A 17622-nucleotide genomic window follows, 5' to 3' on the forward strand; every position below is an offset into this window, starting at 1 on the left:
TCGCACGCAGTCACCAGATAAAATTGCGCCGGATAATGATAATCACGGCGCACTTATACCCTAGTTAAGGATTAGGGCATGGCTTGTTTCGGCTATCCCTGGGTAAGCTGATTCAGGGAGTATTTCAGCCAGGTCAGCAAGACGCTCGCCAAGCTCGTGCAGACTGTTAGCTGACACGTTGATATGACCCATTTTTCTGCCTGGTTTTGCGGCTTTTCCATACCAGTGGCTGGTTACACCTGGTATCTGCAATACGTTAGTTGGAATGTTTTCCTGTCCCAAAACGTTGACCATGGCTGTTGGCCTGATCAGAGTGGTATCACCTATAGGCAAGCCCGCGATGGCACGGATATGATTTTCAAACTGACTAACGTGACTGCCTTGTTGTGTCCAGTGCCCGGAATTGTGCACTCGAGGTGCTATTTCATTGACCAATAACGTGCCGTTGACGTCAAAAAACTCAATTGCCAGGACACCAACATAATCAAGCTCACTGGCTAATGCTGAGAATGCCGATTCTGCCTGAGCTTGAATTGCCGACTTTTCTTTACCTGCGATAGATAATGTTAGCACGCCGTTGGTATGCTGATTTTCCGTCAGCGGATAGATGCGACATTGACCACTGCGATCTCGCACACCTATGATTGACACTTCACGGTCAAATGGGATCATTTGCTCAGCGATAATGGCATGAGGTGCTGCATCGGTACCGGCTGCCAAAAACTCGGACATTTCCTGCCAGATTGTCTCAATTTCATCATCATGCTTTACACGCCATTGACCTTTGCCGTCATAGCCTGCCTGACATGTTTTAACGACAAGCGGTTTGCCCAACTTTTCAATTGCTGCCAAAAAATGGGGTTTTTCTGTGATCAATGCATATGGGGCACAGGCTACCTGCGCTTTTTCAAGCAAGGCTTTCTCTTTAGCTCGGTCACCACCGGTTAGTATGGCTTCGGCTCCAGGGTAAAATTTCCCCGTTTGCTGACATACCGACAAAACATCCGCCGGAATATGTTCAAACTCAGCAGTAATGGCGTCGACATCCGCTATTGCTTGCTCCAGTGTTGCACTGTGTGCTTCGAACGTTACCGGGTTAATAATTTGCTGAGTCGCGACATCGTATGCAGAGACCTGAATATCTAAGTGCGTAGCAGACAAGCTCATCATGCGAGCTAACTGGCCTGCGCCTAAAACTAATACTTTCATTACTACTCTGCTGGGTTAGGGTTAGCCAGAATGGTTTCAGTTTGCGCCTTTCGGAACGCCTCGACCTTGTCGAAAATCTCTGGCTGTTGACAACCCAGTATTTGAGCCGCGAGCAGCCCTGCGTTTGCTGCTCCAGCGTCACCAATTGCCAGTGTGCCGACAGCGACACCTTTTGGCATTTGGCAGATAGACAATAATGAATCAACACCATTCAGCGTTTTCGATTTCACAGGCACACCTAACACGGGCAAACTGGTAAATGCAGCAGCCATTCCAGGTAAATGTGCAGCTCCGCCGGCGCCTGCAATAATAACTTTGATGCCCCGCTCTGCCGCTGAGGAAGCGTAGTCAGCTAACAACTGCGGTGTACGGTGCGCAGAAACAACTTTTGTTTCGTATTCAATACCGAACTTATCCAGCATATCTGCTGCATGTTGCATTGTAGGCCAATCGGACTTGGAGCCCATAATGATGCCAACGGTCATAATTATTCCTCAGTTTAAATTGAACGATTTAGGCGCAGTTTTTTGGGGTATGCGCCAACTTCAGGCGTATTATACCCAAGTGGCGCGGCAAAGCGAATCGACATTTCCATACTAAGTAGATTCGCCAGATTAACCCTCCTGTACTCCAATCTCGGATTGACCAACTTGCGCTTCGCGCCAATGGTAGAAAAATGCGTCAGGGCCTAAAATCAAAAAGAGTAACGCTAATCCGCCTGGGACCAATACGGCTTTAAGCACCGGGCCAAGGACATAACTGTAAAACAGAATAAAAGGAATAAACAAAACATAACCAATCATTCGCTGCAACATATAACCTCCTTCATAATTATTGAGCGCGCTCACATTTTTAAATGAGCACGCTCAATTGTCAATATAAAGTGGCCTGTATACATTACCAATACACAAAAATGATCTGCTCTATCGCATCAAAGTGATTACCTTCTTAGTTACTAGAAAGTCTGCTAAGATACTGATTAAACGGTTGTTGTTTATATTTGGGTGGTCGTTTATCATGGTATGATGATGAAAAACATGATACTAAACCGCAATGAAGAAAAGCGAAAAAACAAAACAGCTAATCCTGGACGAAAGCTGGCAATTGTTTATTGCACATGGCTACCAGGAGACCTCTACCCGTCAGATAGCCAAAGCAGCGGGTATCGCAGTGGGAACTGTTTTTAGCCATTTCCCAAGTAAAGTGGACATTCTCAAAACAGCAATGCACCAGCGTATCGATGCAGTTATCGAAAATGCCATCAGTACAGATCAACATCATTCTGCCCGGCTAAAGTTACGCCACTATGCCAGCCACCTATTCACTTTTTATTTGCAACACCGTGAATTCAGTCAGGCACTACTGAACGATTTGCTTTGGCATCAAGCCTACTTTGCCGATCAAATATCGGCCTTTAAAGCGCTCCTTTTTGCAGAGCAAGAGTACGACGAAATAAAAGCAACCGTGATGATGGACTGTTACTTTATGACCCTGATCCAGGGCTTGTCCGATCCCGCCTCCTGTAAAGACAGTATGCTGCGACTTCTTACTAATAAGCTGACCTTGCTTTACTAAAAGATATGTATGATGTGTTCTACTAATGGGGTAAGTAAAGGCAGAGCAAACCATGCCCTGCCTTTATCACTTAGCTGTGTTTGACAGCCAGTTCAGATTCAGACGTATTCGCGTTCCTTTTTGGTAAATACCAAATACTACCAGGCTCATTATCTGCCGCCCTACGTTCAACGTATGCAGACATAAACCAAAATAAACATCCAAACAAGAATGCAACACACTCCACCATCAAAGTGCCCAGACTATCCGGCGTCCACAGGTCTAATGCAGGCGCCGTGGCAGCCAGTACAGAGGTTATGGGTATCAAAGCACACAATAGTGCCAGCACTTTCAATCCGTAAATCGCTGTTCTGGCGGGACCATAAACGAAGGCACTTATCAGCACACATGCAAAACACGCATAGTAAACAAACATATAGGCCTGATTAATATTGACCGGTGTGAATGTCAGCCATTTGTTGCTAGCAAATACGGCTGCGATACCAATCATTGCTCCAAGGCTTACACCTACGGTCAGTGCGCCCATAACACGATAAGAACGCCGCTGCACGGTGCCCTTTTGTCGCCTTTTTTCTAACCAGAGAATGTTACCCGAATAGAACAAACAGGCACCCGCCATTCCCATGAAAAAATACGCCCAGCGAACAAGGTCACCACCATAACTACCAAAGTGCAAACTGAAGAAACTTGATACAATCCTCGCCCAGATCGTTTGTTCTGGATTTGCAACGCTGGAAGACACCACCTCAAGTGTATAAGGGTTTATAAAGATAAAGTCGTGTAGCGCCCCTCTAGCCACTTCAGCGTCATTAACGACATCAATGGTCGCAAAAGCAGTTGGCTTATTGAGATTGTTGAGTTTTATCTGAACGACCTGATAGCCTGGAGCATGAGATTGGGCCGCTGCAACCAACTCGCTCACCTTAGGTAAATCGGCAATATTGCGTTCAATCTGTGAAGGTGGATTGCGAGGGAAAAGAGGTTTATCACCATACAACTGAGCAAGCCCACCATATAGCAGATCATGGAAAGCAAATACGAACACCGTAAATGCAATCACAACATGAAATGGCAAACTGGCAATACCCAACAAATTATGTCCATCCAGCCAGAACCGTTTTCTCTCTCCCTGGTTGCGAACAGCAAGGAATCGTTTTACTAATGTGGGTAACAGAAAGATCACGCCCGACACCAAAGCCAGGAAATACAAACCGGCAGCAATGCCTAGTACGAAGACGCCAGCCTGTGTATGACCAATTTCTCCTCCGATCCCTGCAGTTCGGTGTAGCATATCCAGTAACGCAGATAAAGCATTGACGGGAACCAGTTCAGTAACCAGCTGGTTATTTTCATCCAAGGTTGCATGCCAGCGAATATCATCCAGCCTCAGTCCCCGTGTCGACCCCTGTTCATACCAGCTTACCGGCGATAGTGCTTCATTAAAATGCAGACTGACACTGTCGCTGGCTTTAGGATGGGTTTGTAAAACGGTATCCAGTAGTACATCGTAGCGCTCAGGTTCAATTGAACTCATCTGATGTTTTGTTGGCGTCGCCCAACGGTCAATCTCAGGCGCAAACATCACCAAAGCGCCTGCAAAGAAACCGATAAACAGCAATAAACTGGAGGTGATCCCCGTCCAGGTGTGCAAACTCTGGTAAGTTCTCAGAATATCAGCTCTTACCTTCATGACACCCCCCTTAAAATCGCTAATACGGCAAAGCACGCAGCACTGACGGAAAGCAGGTATAACCAAGCCTGAGCACCACTTCTAAACATATAAGTAAAACTCAGAGCCAGCAACCAAATAGGTACACTCAGCCACATGTTAAACTGAGTCCGCCACAATAATTCCGTGCCACTAATGGAAGACGTCAGCCCCGACGGACCAAACCAGGCGAACAGCCCGACCATAGAGAAGCTTAATAGCCCGCCTCCAATAACGCCGGCCAGCGTTTTACTTAACCAGTCAGGTTGTATTGGCGTATAGTTTTTCATTATTTATCTCTCACCATCAAAACCAAAAACGGAATAAACATATGCGATAACATAATCACCATTAAGCAGATAAACAGGCTAACAGGTAAACTCATACCGCTATAAAAGCCAAACAATGCGACTATGAATAAGAAGTAAGCCAGGATACGCCAGCGACTGTTTATGTGTTTTTTCCGCCAGCGCTGGTTCTTGTTGCTGAGATAAATTACTGCGGACCCTGCGATGAGCGCAAAGACCAGTATAAAAGTAAGCACTTTTCACTCCCTGTCATAACGTGAAGACTACCCTGTCCATTATACACAAACAGCATTGATAATCACTATTATTTACCTTACTGTAAATTTGCTATTCGCGCTTCGTTTTTTGAACGTCAATTTAGGCCAACGCGCGCATAATGAATGGTAACTTCGGCCCAGTATGACCAAGCAAACTGCGCCGGTTAAAACAGGAAATAACAAGAATGTCCAGCTCTGAGCGCTTAGCATAATAAACAGTGGATTTGCGCCGGCTGGCGGATGCAGTGTTTTAGTTAACACCATGAGCGATACAGCCAGGCCCGTTGCCAGTCCAAGCGTAATCGCATTAACAGGTAAAAAAGCAATAAACACAACACCGACCAAAGCAGTCAGGCAATGACCAACAATCACATTACGTGGTTTAGCAAGCGGGCTATCGGGCACAGCAAAAATTAACACACAAGATGCTCCAAAAGCAGCCATCAATAGCCAATATTCTTGCTCGTTAGGCCCAAGCAGCGCGAGTACGGTGATGGCCATCATAGAGCCCAACCCTGCTGATAGAGAAACTGTCCAGTTAGACACACACCCTCCTTTAAGTAGACAGATTGTTCTACAGCCAATGTAGACAAATCTGTCTACTCATGTCAAGATAAGCTCAAACGTAAGGAGGCAAGATATGTCAGACAAGCGAGCGTTATTACTAAACAGTGCATTAGAGTTATTTTATCAAAAAGGCACAGGCGCTGTTGGGATCAATGAGATCATTGCATATAGCGGAGTTGCTAAAAAAACTCTCTATCATCACTTCAGTTCAAAAGACGATCTAATCCTTGCTGCTTTAACACTTCGAGATCAGAAATATTTGCGATGGCTCGAAGCAAAACTGGCTGATGCCCAAAGCAATGAAGAGCTGGTTAAACGCCTATTCTACGCGCTTCATGACTGGTTCAATGATAGTGTCACAGAACTTGGCGGATTCCGGGGTTGCTTTTTTATTAATACAGCCAGTGAGTCAGTGACGCTGGACCGGCAAATTCAGGACCGCTGTGCCAGTCATAAAGTAGCTGTCAGACAGCTCATCACGGATAACCTGCCCCAACCCAACGACCGGCTCGTCGATGCACTGTGTTTACTCAAAGAAGGTGCTACGGTATCTGCGTTTGTACAAGGCGATAAGCAAGCTGCGCTACGCTGCATAGATATTGCTCTGGCATACGATACACAAGCGCCTTTTCAGGTGTAATGTCGTGAAATTTAACCAGGTAACTCGGTACACTATAATTACAAAAGTCCAATCAAATTCACTAGTGGCCTAAATCGTGCAGCAAGACAAATATCTGAAACAGGGTGCTCTGACACTCTGTGCATCCGTTATCATCGGCTTTTTGGCTGATTATGCCTTTAACCTGAGCCTGAGTCGTACACTAAGCGCACACGAATATGGTGATTATAAAGTAGCTTATGCCTATGCCACTATCTGCGGCGTATTGGCCCTGCTTGGTGGCGATCGCGTCGCGCCTAAATTTTTGGCCAAGCCACTGGCCAACAAAGCAACGAGTGAAGTCGGTGGATTCGTCATTTTCTTCTGCAAAATTGCAGCCGGTATTTCGTTTGTGCTCTTTTCACTCGCTTATCTGAGTGGCTACCTCCATTTAGGGAGTTGGTCGCCAGATGAACATCATGCGCTGCTTTGGATCTCGGCAGCAATTCCCCTTATCGCGGTGGGTGCGATGTTGAGCCGGGTGTTACAAAGTGCAAAATTATTGATATACGCTAATCTGCCATGGCGCATCGTGCTACCTGTTGGGAAAACGCTGGCAATCTTGCTATTAGCCTCTTCATTGGACCAGGTGCACCTTTGGCAAGTGATCATTGCTGGTATCGCAATCTTAGCAATCATCACGACATCACAACTTTTCATTCTCTACAGAAAAAACCTCCTTACTTTGTCCCCTGTCATACCGGTTCGCAACCAGTCGCAGCTTTTGGCAACCTCTATTCCGATGATGCTGGCTATGTTAGTGACAATTGCTATCTCCCAGCTGGATTTATATATGCTTGAACTATTGGCGCTGGAGCATGAAGTTGGACACTATGCTGGAGCTGTTACAACCTCACATATGATCCCTGTTGCACAAGTCAGTGTGATTGCACTTTTTGTACCTTTACTTGGGCAAGCGTTAGAGAGAGGCGAAGAGTACGCCGAGCGCGTGCTATGGCAAGGGCAGAGGGTTATGCTTGTCATCATTTTAATACTGACAGTTGGACTATTGATCTCAGGCGCACATCTATTACAACTATTTGGGAAAGATTTCTTTTCCGCCCATGACGCACTCAAATACCTGATTTTGGGGTCATGCTTTTGGGCGGTCACAGCATTTGTTTCTACCTGGCTGCAATACACAGGTAGAGGGAAGTACGTGGTCATCATTGGCCTGTTAACACTTGTTACGGATGCAGTGCTAAATTGGCTGCTTATTCCCATACATGGTATTACTGGTGCCGCAATTGCAACCTGCATTGCGCTCTGTGTAGCGTCATTACTCACCTGGAGTACATTCATAATATGCAGAAAACGATCTTATTCCAGTGCGACTATTCAATCAACTCAGTCAGGTCATCGTTAATTTATCGACTGTCGTCGATTATTTATTAAAATAATTGACACAATCTGTACCCTTTTGTAACTTTAACGTGCCTGCTAGTTTGCAGACTGGATCAAATAAAAACAATAATAAGGAAAATTATGGAGCAACGAGCTAAACGAAGTGCGGTGTTTATTCTGATGTTATTACTGGGTTTAAGCCTGGGCGTCATGCTCAAATATGGCTATCTAAAACTGCTTCATCATCCGAATATAATCACGCAAGATACATCTGCCCATTACGAGGGAACTAACAAGCGTGTGATTTTATACACCACGCACTGGTGCCAATACTGTAAACAGGTCCAAGATTACTTTAAAAAGCATAATATTGATTACCTGAGCAGAGACATAGAATCCAATGATCAAAAGATCAACTTTCTGTTTGACAGCCTTAAACGCGCTGACATCCCACAGATCATTATTGGTAACAAAGTCATTACTGGTACAAACCTGAGTGTGGTGGAGAAAACGCTACGAGAACACGCTTTTCTCTGATGCAGACCTTTTCAAGGCGTATACCTAATACGTAGACGCCTTTCCTTTATTGCGCTATCTTAAAAAGTGTTTCGTCGTTCACTCACTTTTCTGGAGTATGCGTTGCACTATAAGTTGTTACTACTATTCATCAGTATACTATATGGCTTAGCTGCTTCAGCCACACCTCAAACACAATCTGGCCAACGATCCTCCGCGGATATCCTGAGAGAAGCCGAAGACTATATTATTGTTGAACCTTCACATTCTTATCAGCTGCTCAGACAAATTAATTCAATAGACAACCTCACGCCCGCACAGCAGATCCGCTGGCATTTAATCAAGGTACGTTCTGCTATAGCCACAAATAATTTAAGCGACATAGAAGCAGAGCTGGCTGCCCTTATTAAGTTACAGCAACACACTGACTTTAAAGATCGCCTTCCGAGTATACTCAGTGCAATGGGCATCGCGCTAAGACGCCTCGGCTATCTGGCAGAGGCCAAATCTCTATATACCTGCGCGCTGGCACTTGATGTGACTGAAAAAAAAAGAATGGCGCTACTGATCAATCTTGCCGTTTTATCCAGGCATATGAATAACTACCAGCTTGCGAGACGATCCTACAAATCTGCAAAAAGCATCGCACTCAGGCTCCATCATGAACGTGCACTGGCAAACGTCAACAATAACCTGGGCACATTGGCACTAGACGAAGGCAAAGTCGACATGGCAGAAGTTTACTTCCGAGAAGCCCTGGTTGGTTATCAGTCTAGTGACAAGCGCTCGGGCAATATTACAGCGGGCACAAACCTGCTACTGGTGTTTGCAATTCAGGGGCATACGCTGAATTTCCAGCGTCTTATCAGCCCGATTTCAACCTTGATAGATGCTTATCCAGATGCGACCAAAAAAGCGCTGTTACTGTGGCTAATAAGCGCGAATGATGCAAACCTAGGCGTGACACTCCCGCAAAACACGAAAGACAACCTGATTTCAGCTTTTGAGCAACTTGAGAGCGTCAAGTTGCAGCAGCTGATCCAGCGGCATCTGGCCCCCAAAGTGCAGGTTGTAGTCACGCCAGGCGAGCCCCCTGCCCGCTTTACAAAAACAACACCAGCCTGGTTACAGGGGCGCTCTTTTTGTATTGCTAAGGAGTCGTAGCTTAACGTTCAATAAAGTCCTGTGTTTCCAGGTATAAGGAACGAACAAATTCTAAATTCAAGGGGGTAGTTTTATCCAAAGGTTTACCGGTCTTGCTATCCAGCAAACGCGGTAAAGTTGCATGGTCACGACATCTCGCTTGAATAAGCTGATCGAAGCTAGGTAAATGGCCGATTTTATGCACCAGCAAACAATCATTCATCTTGAGTGGTATGATGTAGTACTGGCCGTTGTCAACCAATGCCACAGGCTCATCGAGCAATATCTTTGTTACTTTGAGTGTTACCCCAGTTAGCGCCTGAATACCACCTCGTTCAAAATGCCCTTGATAAACATGACCGTTCACCCGAACCAAATCCCCACTGCGTAACTTGTCAAGTTCGAAGGCTCCAGGCGCAAACGTCACTAATGAGTTTGAGTTAATTAACTGCATCAAAGATTTTTGTTGCTGCTCTTGGGCTTGCACTTCAAAGATGAGTTGTCGAGCATGCATCCCCCTCGGAAGTGGCAAATGAGAAGCGATAATTTTGTGTTCAACGTTTACCAATGCCAGTCCATGCACACCAAAGCTATTGTGCTGATGAGCGAAAACAATTGGCGTAAACAATACCAATAACCACTTAAACAAAGAAAGGTCCTCTATTTTTATCAAGTTCCTGGCAAGTTTAGGGTATATTTAGTTCCACATCGTTACCAAATTTTAAATTATGATTCCAAAATGGAAATATTAGAACTAATTCGATTTGTCGAGATTGCGAATGCAAAGACGCTTCAGAGTGCAGCGACCAACCTACACACTACACCAGGCGCATTATCCAAATCATTGAAAAAATTAGAGTCTTCACTGGGTATATTGCTATTCGACCGAGTCGGAAAGCAATTGGTCCTTAACGAAAATGGTAAACGCCTGTTACCTGAGGCGATTAAGATTTTAGACATCAAAAATAACGTAAAAGCCATGTTGACCCCCACCAGCCCTGTTTTTAATTGCCGAATCTCCGCGCCGGCTATCCTCCAATATCGCTGGATAGGCATTATCGGTGCTACGGCTCGCGATATCCAAATAGAATATGAAACCGACTTCGAACTGACTGCACTCGAAAAAGTTAAAAAAGGCGTGGTTGACATAGCACTGACAACTCAACTGATCCAGCCCCATTTGAATGAGGACCTCGAAATGGTCACAATTGGAGAGCTAACGTTAAACTTAGCGGTTGGTAAAACCCACCCATTAGCCGGCAAACGCTCAGTGACCTCAGCAGAGCTTGTGAACTACCCATTCGCTGTACCAAATACGTCTCCATTCTGTGGTGAATTACGTGGGTTAAGTTGTGATGGCTGGTCAAACAGCAGTCTAAAAAGAGAAGCAAAATGGATTGTTAACGATTACGCAGCGCTGTGTGAACTGGTCAAGTACGGCCTGGCCGTTGCTTATTTACCTGATTACATGATTGAGGCCTGGCAGCTCATTCAACTTGAAGTGGCTTCAAATCTAAACAACGATACTGAACAGGTGTGTTTGATTTACCGGCAACATGCGCCTGCCTGGATAAAAGCACTGGCTGAAGAGGTTAAACCATTTAGTTGATGAATAGCAGTACGCATCTCCCCCTGTTCAGATATTCATATTCTAATTGATATGTTATAAGCAACTGATTTTTATATATTTATTACTTTAACAGTGCAACTATGCTATTACTGTCATTGAGCTTTGTAAATAAAAAAAGGAAATTTAGAAATGAAATTAAAAGCACAGAAAATCAAACAACTTTCCAAGTCAGCTCAGTCACTTAATCCTATAATGACACCTCAGATAGGCGGCGGTTCTGCAAACTGTCACACAGATGGCGTCACATGTGCTTCAGAGTTTTGTTATTCTCGCGAAGCCCACACAGACTGTAGTGACCTGCTTAAATAATTGCCAGGGTTTAGTTTGCCTAGCCAGACACAAATCAAATGCACTTGATTTATAAACTAAAAAAGCCAGCAATGTGCTGGCTTTTATGATCTTAATACACAGTTTTAAGCTGATTTAGCGCGTTGTGCGTCTTTCTTCGCTTGTTTTTGCTCTTTACGGGCACGTAAAGTTTCCTGCGCTTCATGACCGATATGGCCCTCACCACGCTGCTTTGCCAGTTCCATTTGTCTTTGACGCTCTGCAAAACGGGCTTTTTGCTCTTCGGTCACATTATCATGACAGTGATGGCAGGATACACCTTCCATATATTCCGGACGCTGCATTTCTTCTGCGGTGATCGGCATACGACACGCGTGGCACTGGTCATATGAGCCCTTGTTCAAATCATGATCAACGGCAACGCGGTTATCAAATACAAAGCACTCGCCTTCCCACATCGTTTCTTCTTTGGGCACGTCTTCCAGATATTTAAGAATACCGCCCTCAAGGTGGTAAACTTCCTCAAATCCCTGCTCCTTCATATAGGCAGTAGACTTTTCGCAGCGTATGCCACCAGTACAGAACATCGCTACTTTTTTATGCTTAGCTGGGTCCAGATTCTTCTCGGCCCACTCTGGGAACTCGCGAAACGTTTTTGTATTCGGGTCGATGGCATTTTTGAACGTACCGATTTCAATCTCATAATCATTCCGCGTATCAACCAAAACAACGTCAGGATCAGAAATCAAGGCGTTCCAGTCTTGTGGCTTAACATAGGTACCAACCACTTCTTTAGGATCGATGCCCTGAACACCCATTGTCACGATTTCTTTTTTCAGCTTAACTTTAGTGCGATAAAATGGGCACGTCTCGTCGTATGATTCTTTAAAAACGATGTTGTCCAGGCCTGGTTGTTTATCAAGCCACGCCAGTAAGGCATCAATACCTTCACGTTTTGCAGCAACCGTACCGTTGATCCCCTCTTCTGCCAGTAACAAAGTACCACGCACTTCATTGGCTTCCATAACATCCAGCAAAGGCTGACGGATCGCCTGATAATTTGGCAAAGAAACAAACTTGTATAGCGCACATACAACAAAATGGTTATTCATAACTTTCTCTTTAATAAGCTTTATAACAGCCTACACTTAAGCACGACGTGTAAGCACTTAACCGGATCGCAAATCCGGCGCCAGGCGCGATATTTTACGGATTTTAAGGATAATTGCAAAACCGTTTATCCCTAGTGACCAAAGAACTCACACAAAGCACTGCAAAGTTATGGTGGTAGTGGAAGTTAGTTTGTTATAATGCTGCGTTTTAGAAAATAATTACTGGAGAAAAGTACCTTGAGATTTTCCGAACTGGGTCTTGACCTGCGCTTTGAAAAACAATTAGAACACCAGGGGATCACAACCCCGACCGAGATCCAGGCTCAGGCCATCCCTACAGCCCTTGCCGGGCATGACACCTTTGCTCAGTCAAAAACGGGCTCCGGAAAAACTCTGGCATTTTTACTTCCTGCCGTGCAACGTGTGATGAAACAAAAGGCGCTCAGTAAACGAGACCCACGTGTGCTTATCGTTGCTCCAACCCGAGAGCTGGCCACACAGGTATTCAACCAATGCCGTTTGTTAATTGCAGGTACCGCCATGTCTTGTACAAAAGTACTCGGTGGTGAGAACTTTAACGACCAGGTAAAAGCGCTTCGCAAAGACCCACACTTTGTTATTGGTACGCCTGGTCGTATAACCGATCATATCGAGCAACGCAGTTTGCAGCTTCACGGCCTTGAATTGTTGATCTTTGATGAAGCCGATCGGATGCTTGACTTAGGCTTTGAAAAACAGCTTTCTACAATTAACAATGCGGCTGATCACCGCCTGCGTCAGACTTTGTTATTCTCTGCAACGCTTGAGCATGCTCAGGTCGAGATCACATCAAGAGATTTACTTAAATCGCCAAAACGTATCCTGCTCAGTGGCAGTAACGAAAAGCATGACGATATTCGCCAGGCAATGTACTTTGCTGATCACCTGGATCATAAAGAAGCACTGCTTAAACATTTTGTACAACAAAGCGATGTAAAACAGTGCATTATTTTTACTGCGACTCGACAAGATACTAATCGCTTCAGCGACATGCTTAATGAACTGGGAATAAAGGCCGTTGCGCTCGCAGGCGACCTGGCACAGAGCAAGCGTCTGGATATTATGGATGCATTTAGCCGTGGCTTATTTAAAGTGCTGGTTACCACAGACGTGGCATCGCGAGGCCTGGATCTGCTAAATGTATCACACGTCATCAACTTTGATTTACCCAAGCAGGCAGAAGAATACGTTCACCGAATTGGTCGTACCGGGCGTGCTGGTTTCAAGGGAGACGCGATTTCCTTTGTAGGCCCTAAAGATTGGAAAAGTTACGAAGCCATTGCTGCTTATCTCAAAGAGACAGTCCAGTTTCAGTCTGTCGAAGGGTTAGAAGCCAAGTTTAAAGGCTTTAAGCCAAAAGTAACTAAGCCTAAACAGAATACCAAGCGTAAACCAGCGGACACCAAAGCTAAGGCAAAGCGCGTCCTTAAGCGCAAACCACAACAACCGAAAAAGGCGATCCCGGCACCGTTTGATGTCGATGGACACGCACCACTAAGAAGAAAGCCTAAGAAGCCAACCGAGGAATAAAGATGCTAGGTACTACACAGTTTTTAATGATCGAAGAGATCTGTGCCGAAGGCGCATACCTGGACGGCAAAGAACAGGGCGATGTTTTCTTGCCTCTCAAAGAGCTACCGGACCACCTCGAAGCGGGTGACAACGTTGAAGTATTTGTGTTCAGTGATAATCAGGGCCACCCCTGTGCCACCACACAAAAGCCGCTTGCGCAACTGGGCGAGTTCGCCCTGCTGCGTGCCAAGCAGATTAATAAAGTAGGTGCCTTCTTAGATCTTGGGATCAGTAAAGATGTATTAGCGCCATACAACGAGCAAAAACCTAAAATGCGCGAAGGATACAGCTACCTGGTAAAACTCTATCTGGATAACGCCAGTAAACGTCTGTGTGCTTCAAGTAACCTTGGGAAATTTTTAAATAAAACGCCTGCGCAGTACAAAAAATTTGAGCAAGTTGACTTAATTGTCGCCGCGAAAACCGACCTTGGCTATAAAGTCATTGTTAATGAACAACACTTTGGCATGGTATTTTTCAATACCGTATTTAAGCGTATGTATATAGGTCAGCGCATGACGGGTTATGTCAAACAAGTTCAGGAAGATGATAAGATTGACATCTTACTCGAAAAACCGGGCATGGATAAAATCTCAGAGCTGGGCGACCAGATCCTTAAAAAACTCGAAGATAATAATGGGTTCTTGCCACTTGGTGACAAATCAGACCCAGAGCTGATTAAGAAAACTTTCTCCACCAGCAAAGCCAACTTTAAAAAAGCCATCGGTGGCCTGTTCAAACAGGAAAAAATCCAAATAGAAGCGACATCTATCTCTTTGACTAAATCAAAAAAGTAATCTCGCTTTTAACTTTCAGCAAAAATGGCGCCATCTAGTGCGCCATTTTTGATGTATTTACCCTATCTCAAAGGACGTTACACCAAATGTTCTTTTAATTTCAATATCAGGGATCGTTTGCGTATACATACGCGCAGTGTCAAATACCGGTATCATATTGCACTTTTCAGCAAGGTTAACAGCCTCTGCATTACACGCTGGCACATCCAGGAAAACAGGCTTCCCCTGTGCAACCTTTGAACACAAAGCCCCAATTATCGCGTTGGCCTGCGCCTGTTCTTTGGTAAATAATGGGCCTATTTTATAGCCCTCCCGGCATTGCCTGATCACCCCTATTCCATGAAGCACGCCGTCTACCACCACACCAACTGACGATGCGTTTTTCTGGGCCAACCAGGCACGCCAAAATTCAGCTCTTTGCACAGGAAAAAATGGCATTAGAAAGTGCTCTATGGTTTCGATAGACAAGGAACTAAGATCTACGAGGTACTCTGATCCTTGAGCTGCCAACATATGACTCATGCCCTGGTAGCGGCGATTGGCATGCGCCAACACAAAGCCAGATTTTTTGTAATTTTCTTGCTGCTCAACCACACCATCCAGACCAATATTACATCCTTCCAGTCTGGCTATGGCCGCCTCCCAGATTTTCAAACCAAGCCCCTTGCCCCGGTATTCAGGTTTGACTATATAAAACCCGATAAAGCCAAACGAACTGCCATATTTTACGGCAGAAATCACAGCGACCGGCTCATCATTCAGCAGCCCAATGAGAAACCCCTGAGGATCAGCCTGATAGTAACAATGTGCATCTTCAAGCCCCGGGTTCCAGCCTTCTTGTGCCGCCCAGTCGATTGCTAAATTCACCTCATCACGGGTCATAGTACGAATTGTATACTCTTTATTCATAGCGCTAGCTCCTTGTGTACAGCGATGGCTGACATAACAGTGTACCAGCACTATAAACCTATGGGTGGGAAAATAAAGTCCGACTAGCGCTAGTTAATGAACGCAACGTAATGCCACAAACCGGGATAAAGGCAGCCCAGTGAAACTAAAAAGAGTGATAAAAGAGCTGCCACCAGGACCACCCATTTAGGATGTAATTCATTACCATCCGGGTTGTCCGGCCCACCAGGGAGCTCTTCAGGCAAATGAATTATTTGGCTTAGAATTATGAACAAACACAGGCATATGGCACAGAAAAGTAAACTCAACTCAGTAATATAAGACAGCCCGAGTGCCATACAAGGCACGGTTAAAGCCGCATTTCCAGCGCACTGCCAGTATCTGTTCATCAGGCTTACACCTCATATTTGATTTATATTGATCTCCTGTACCAATTAAACACTTAAGACTGAAGATACCGAAGCACGCTCAATTGTCACTATAACACCATTTGGTTAAACAACGTTCAATGTGTTTCGCACACCAAAATGTTTCAGTGCATAGCCCGGATCACACATACAAGACTCGAAATGAACAGATCAGTGTAATACCCAGTAATGGTAACTTCTTGCCATTGCTCTACAGTAGAAAGGACCGTCTCGATATTGAAAGGAATTGTTATGCACCCCCTTAAGCTTTCCCTGATCACAGCTGCTATTACAACATTGCTGGCCTGCTCCACCGAGCCTACAGGCTCTGGAAATACAGCTTCCAGTCAGGACCCCCTGTTTTGCCCAGCCAATATGAACTGGGTCACTAATCCTAATAATCCACCCAGTGAAATTCCGGGTGGCGGGCAAAACTTGTGTCAGTTTTATCAATTCTCCTGGCAATGGTTTATTTCCTTGGTGAATGCGCCAGATGGCAATGAGCGTACCTTTTTAAATGAGGAGCGCTATCGCATATTCCTCGGTGGTGGCCAGGATTCCTGTGCGCCTAATACATTGCAATCTAAATTATTTGTCAGAGGTGGTAAGGACCCCCAAACCACAGACGAAGACTTTAAAGCGCCCCACGAAATGAACCAGGCGTTAAACAATGCCGTCTTGTACGACCAAAATGGCAACATCGTATTGTACGAAACCCGGTTTGATAGTGGTATGTGTGATGTCGCTCAGGGCTCATCAACACTGCCAGCCGGTACAACCGAGATTAAAACCTCCTGGCGCAAGATCAGCGAAAAAGACAGACCTAATTATGTCTGGGTAAGATCAGATACCAATAACAATGGAGAGCTGGATGCTGATGAATTATATGGCATGGTAGGCTTTCACTTAGTAATTAGCACCCCAGAACACCCTGAATTTATCTGGGCTACCTTTGAGCACAAATACAATGCGCCAGATTGCCAAAAGGCCAACCAGCCCATCTCAGACTGGAGCTTTGCCAGCGAGCAATGTACCGCCTCATTGCCTACGCCGGATGCTAACTGTGAATTCAACAAAACCTTAGATCCTGACAAGAAAGGTGATTCACCACTGACGGGCACGCCCACTGAAGTCTGCCAGGTTTATGCGCAAGGTACAGCTCAGGGCGACAACCAGGCCGAACATAACAGAGCGAATATCATCTCCCTCAATGAGCAACTGAATAAAGTGTTTAAGCGCATGCCTACCTACAATTCACTGCGTGTGCTCGCAAAGTATGAACTGGTGGGTGGGCTCTGGTTGAACGATGTCACACAGCCCTCAAGCAACCGCGACAATCAGCGCGGCTCCATTCAGCTAGCCAACACCACCATGGAAACCAACGCACAACAAGGACGCAAGTTCAATGAAGTGATCTATACGGGTCCACATAACTTGACACCCGCGACAAACTGCTTTGATTGCCACGCTTATTCAGGCCCGACCAAAAACGCTGGCGTTAGCCATATTTTTAACTCTATACATGGCTCAAGCAAATAACGCCCCAAAATCAGTGATAACCTGAGTCGTTCAGGTTATCACTA

19 protein-coding genes are annotated in these 17622 nt (G+C 45.3%); 9 read left to right on the top strand and 10 right to left on the bottom strand.

Translation table 11 applies throughout. The features are described from left to right. Positions 1 to 60 precede the first annotated feature (60 nt). The 3 genes from QNM19_RS05980 to QNM19_RS05990 all read right to left on the bottom strand — a co-directional run bounded on the left by QNM19_RS05980 (position 61) and on the right by QNM19_RS05990 (position 2024). Entirely contained in the window at positions 61 to 1209 is a 1149-nt protein-coding gene (locus tag QNM19_RS05980; protein WP_082225487.1) for a 5-(carboxyamino)imidazole ribonucleotide synthase, read from the bottom strand. A 2-nt stretch (positions 1210 to 1211) separates the two neighbouring features. Continuing rightward, positions 1212 to 1694 carry a 5-(carboxyamino)imidazole ribonucleotide mutase gene (gene purE, locus QNM19_RS05985; protein ID WP_049865230.1) on the bottom strand — a complete coding sequence of 161 codons (483 nt, stop codon included), beginning with the start codon at positions 1692 to 1694 and terminating at the stop codon, positions 1212 to 1214. Between the two features lie 129 nt (positions 1695 to 1823). Further along, positions 1824 to 2024 (bottom strand): hypothetical protein, encoded by a 201-nt coding sequence (locus tag QNM19_RS05990; protein ID WP_049865229.1) that lies wholly within the window; start codon positions 2022 to 2024, stop codon positions 1824 to 1826. A gap of 238 nt (positions 2025 to 2262) precedes the next feature. On the opposite strand from QNM19_RS05990, the gene QNM19_RS05995 reads away from it, so the two are divergent. Continuing rightward, positions 2263 to 2784: a TetR/AcrR family transcriptional regulator gene (locus QNM19_RS05995; RefSeq protein ID WP_049865228.1), complete on the top strand. Its 522-nt coding sequence runs from the start codon at positions 2263 to 2265 to the stop codon at positions 2782 to 2784. A gap of 70 nt (positions 2785 to 2854) precedes the next feature. Here the strand turns inward: QNM19_RS05995 and QNM19_RS06000 are convergent, their stop codons facing one another. The 4 genes from QNM19_RS06000 to QNM19_RS06015 form a co-directional block, all read right to left on the bottom strand. Then, positions 2855 to 4474: a PepSY-associated TM helix domain-containing protein gene (locus QNM19_RS06000; RefSeq protein WP_049865227.1), complete on the bottom strand. Its 1620-nt coding sequence runs from the start codon at positions 4472 to 4474 to the stop codon at positions 2855 to 2857. Then, on the bottom strand, positions 4471 to 4782 hold the full coding sequence (locus QNM19_RS06005; protein WP_049865226.1) for a hypothetical protein: 312 nt from the start codon (positions 4780 to 4782) through the stop codon (positions 4471 to 4473). Before QNM19_RS06005 ends, QNM19_RS06000 begins: the two co-directional genes overlap by 4 nt. Beyond that, on the bottom strand, positions 4782 to 5036 hold the full coding sequence (locus QNM19_RS06010) for a hypothetical protein (protein ID WP_049865225.1): 255 nt from the start codon (positions 5034 to 5036) through the stop codon (positions 4782 to 4784). The genes QNM19_RS06005 and QNM19_RS06010 overlap by 1 nt, the downstream gene beginning before the upstream one ends. A gap of 72 nt (positions 5037 to 5108) precedes the next feature. Next, the gene (locus QNM19_RS06015; protein WP_082225488.1) at positions 5109 to 5561 is read right to left on the bottom strand and encodes an HPP family protein; all 453 of its coding nucleotides are present in this window, start codon (positions 5559 to 5561) and stop codon (positions 5109 to 5111) included. A gap of 136 nt (positions 5562 to 5697) precedes the next feature. On the opposite strand from QNM19_RS06015, the gene QNM19_RS06020 reads away from it, so the two are divergent. The 4 genes from QNM19_RS06020 (at position 5698) to QNM19_RS06035 (ending at position 9306) form a co-directional block, all read left to right on the top strand. Continuing rightward, the gene (locus tag QNM19_RS06020) at positions 5698 to 6264 is read left to right on the top strand and encodes a TetR/AcrR family transcriptional regulator (protein WP_049865223.1); all 567 of its coding nucleotides are present in this window, start codon (positions 5698 to 5700) and stop codon (positions 6262 to 6264) included. A 76-nt stretch (positions 6265 to 6340) separates the two neighbouring features. Then, a complete protein-coding gene (locus QNM19_RS06025) occupies positions 6341 to 7648 on the top strand; it encodes an oligosaccharide flippase family protein (RefSeq protein WP_284026472.1) in 1308 nt (435 codons plus the stop codon). 119 nt (positions 7649 to 7767) lie between these two features. Beyond that, complete coding sequence (locus QNM19_RS06030) at positions 7768 to 8163, top strand: glutaredoxin family protein (protein ID WP_049865323.1); 396 nt, start codon at positions 7768 to 7770, stop codon at positions 8161 to 8163. Between the two features lie 102 nt (positions 8164 to 8265). Continuing rightward, complete coding sequence (locus QNM19_RS06035) at positions 8266 to 9306, top strand: tetratricopeptide repeat protein (protein ID WP_284026473.1); 1041 nt, start codon at positions 8266 to 8268, stop codon at positions 9304 to 9306. 1 nt (position 9307) lies between these two features. Here the strand turns inward: QNM19_RS06035 and QNM19_RS06040 are convergent, their stop codons facing one another. Continuing rightward, on the bottom strand, positions 9308 to 9934 hold the full coding sequence (locus QNM19_RS06040; protein WP_049865320.1) for a hypothetical protein: 627 nt from the start codon (positions 9932 to 9934) through the stop codon (positions 9308 to 9310). Positions 9935 to 10024: 90 nt separating this feature from the next. Here QNM19_RS06040 and QNM19_RS06045 point away from each other — a divergent pair, with 90 nt between their 5' ends. Continuing rightward, positions 10025 to 10894: a LysR family transcriptional regulator gene (locus QNM19_RS06045; protein ID WP_049865319.1), complete on the top strand. Its 870-nt coding sequence runs from the start codon at positions 10025 to 10027 to the stop codon at positions 10892 to 10894. A 434-nt stretch (positions 10895 to 11328) separates the two neighbouring features. On the opposite strand, the gene trhO is transcribed toward QNM19_RS06045, so the two are convergent. After that, positions 11329 to 12315 carry an oxygen-dependent tRNA uridine(34) hydroxylase TrhO gene (trhO, locus tag QNM19_RS06050; protein WP_049865317.1) on the bottom strand — a complete coding sequence of 329 codons (987 nt, stop codon included), beginning with the start codon at positions 12313 to 12315 and terminating at the stop codon, positions 11329 to 11331. Between the two features lie 237 nt (positions 12316 to 12552). On the opposite strand from trhO, the gene QNM19_RS06055 reads away from it, so the two are divergent. Together QNM19_RS06055 and QNM19_RS06060 are read left to right on the top strand one after the other, a co-directional pair. Beyond that, positions 12553 to 13884, top strand: coding sequence for a DEAD/DEAH box helicase (locus QNM19_RS06055; RefSeq protein WP_049865316.1), 1332 nt, complete (start codon positions 12553 to 12555; stop codon positions 13882 to 13884). Next, a complete protein-coding gene (locus tag QNM19_RS06060; protein ID WP_417712156.1) occupies positions 13881 to 14723 on the top strand; it encodes a CvfB family protein in 843 nt (280 codons plus the stop codon). Before QNM19_RS06055 ends, QNM19_RS06060 begins: the two co-directional genes overlap by 4 nt. A 57-nt stretch (positions 14724 to 14780) precedes the next feature. Here QNM19_RS06060 and QNM19_RS06065 read toward each other — a convergent pair whose 3' ends face one another. Beyond that, positions 14781 to 15632 (bottom strand): GNAT family N-acetyltransferase, encoded by an 852-nt coding sequence (locus tag QNM19_RS06065; RefSeq protein ID WP_284026475.1) that lies wholly within the window; start codon positions 15630 to 15632, stop codon positions 14781 to 14783. 659 nt (positions 15633 to 16291) lie between these two features. Between QNM19_RS06065 and QNM19_RS06070 the strand changes: the two genes are divergently transcribed. Continuing rightward, a complete protein-coding gene (locus QNM19_RS06070; protein ID WP_284026476.1) occupies positions 16292 to 17578 on the top strand; it encodes a hypothetical protein in 1287 nt (428 codons plus the stop codon). Positions 17579 to 17622 lie beyond the last annotated feature (44 nt).

The organism is Pseudoalteromonas ardens (assembly GCF_030125445.1).
GTDB lineage: Bacteria > Pseudomonadota > Gammaproteobacteria > Enterobacterales > Alteromonadaceae > Pseudoalteromonas > Pseudoalteromonas ardens.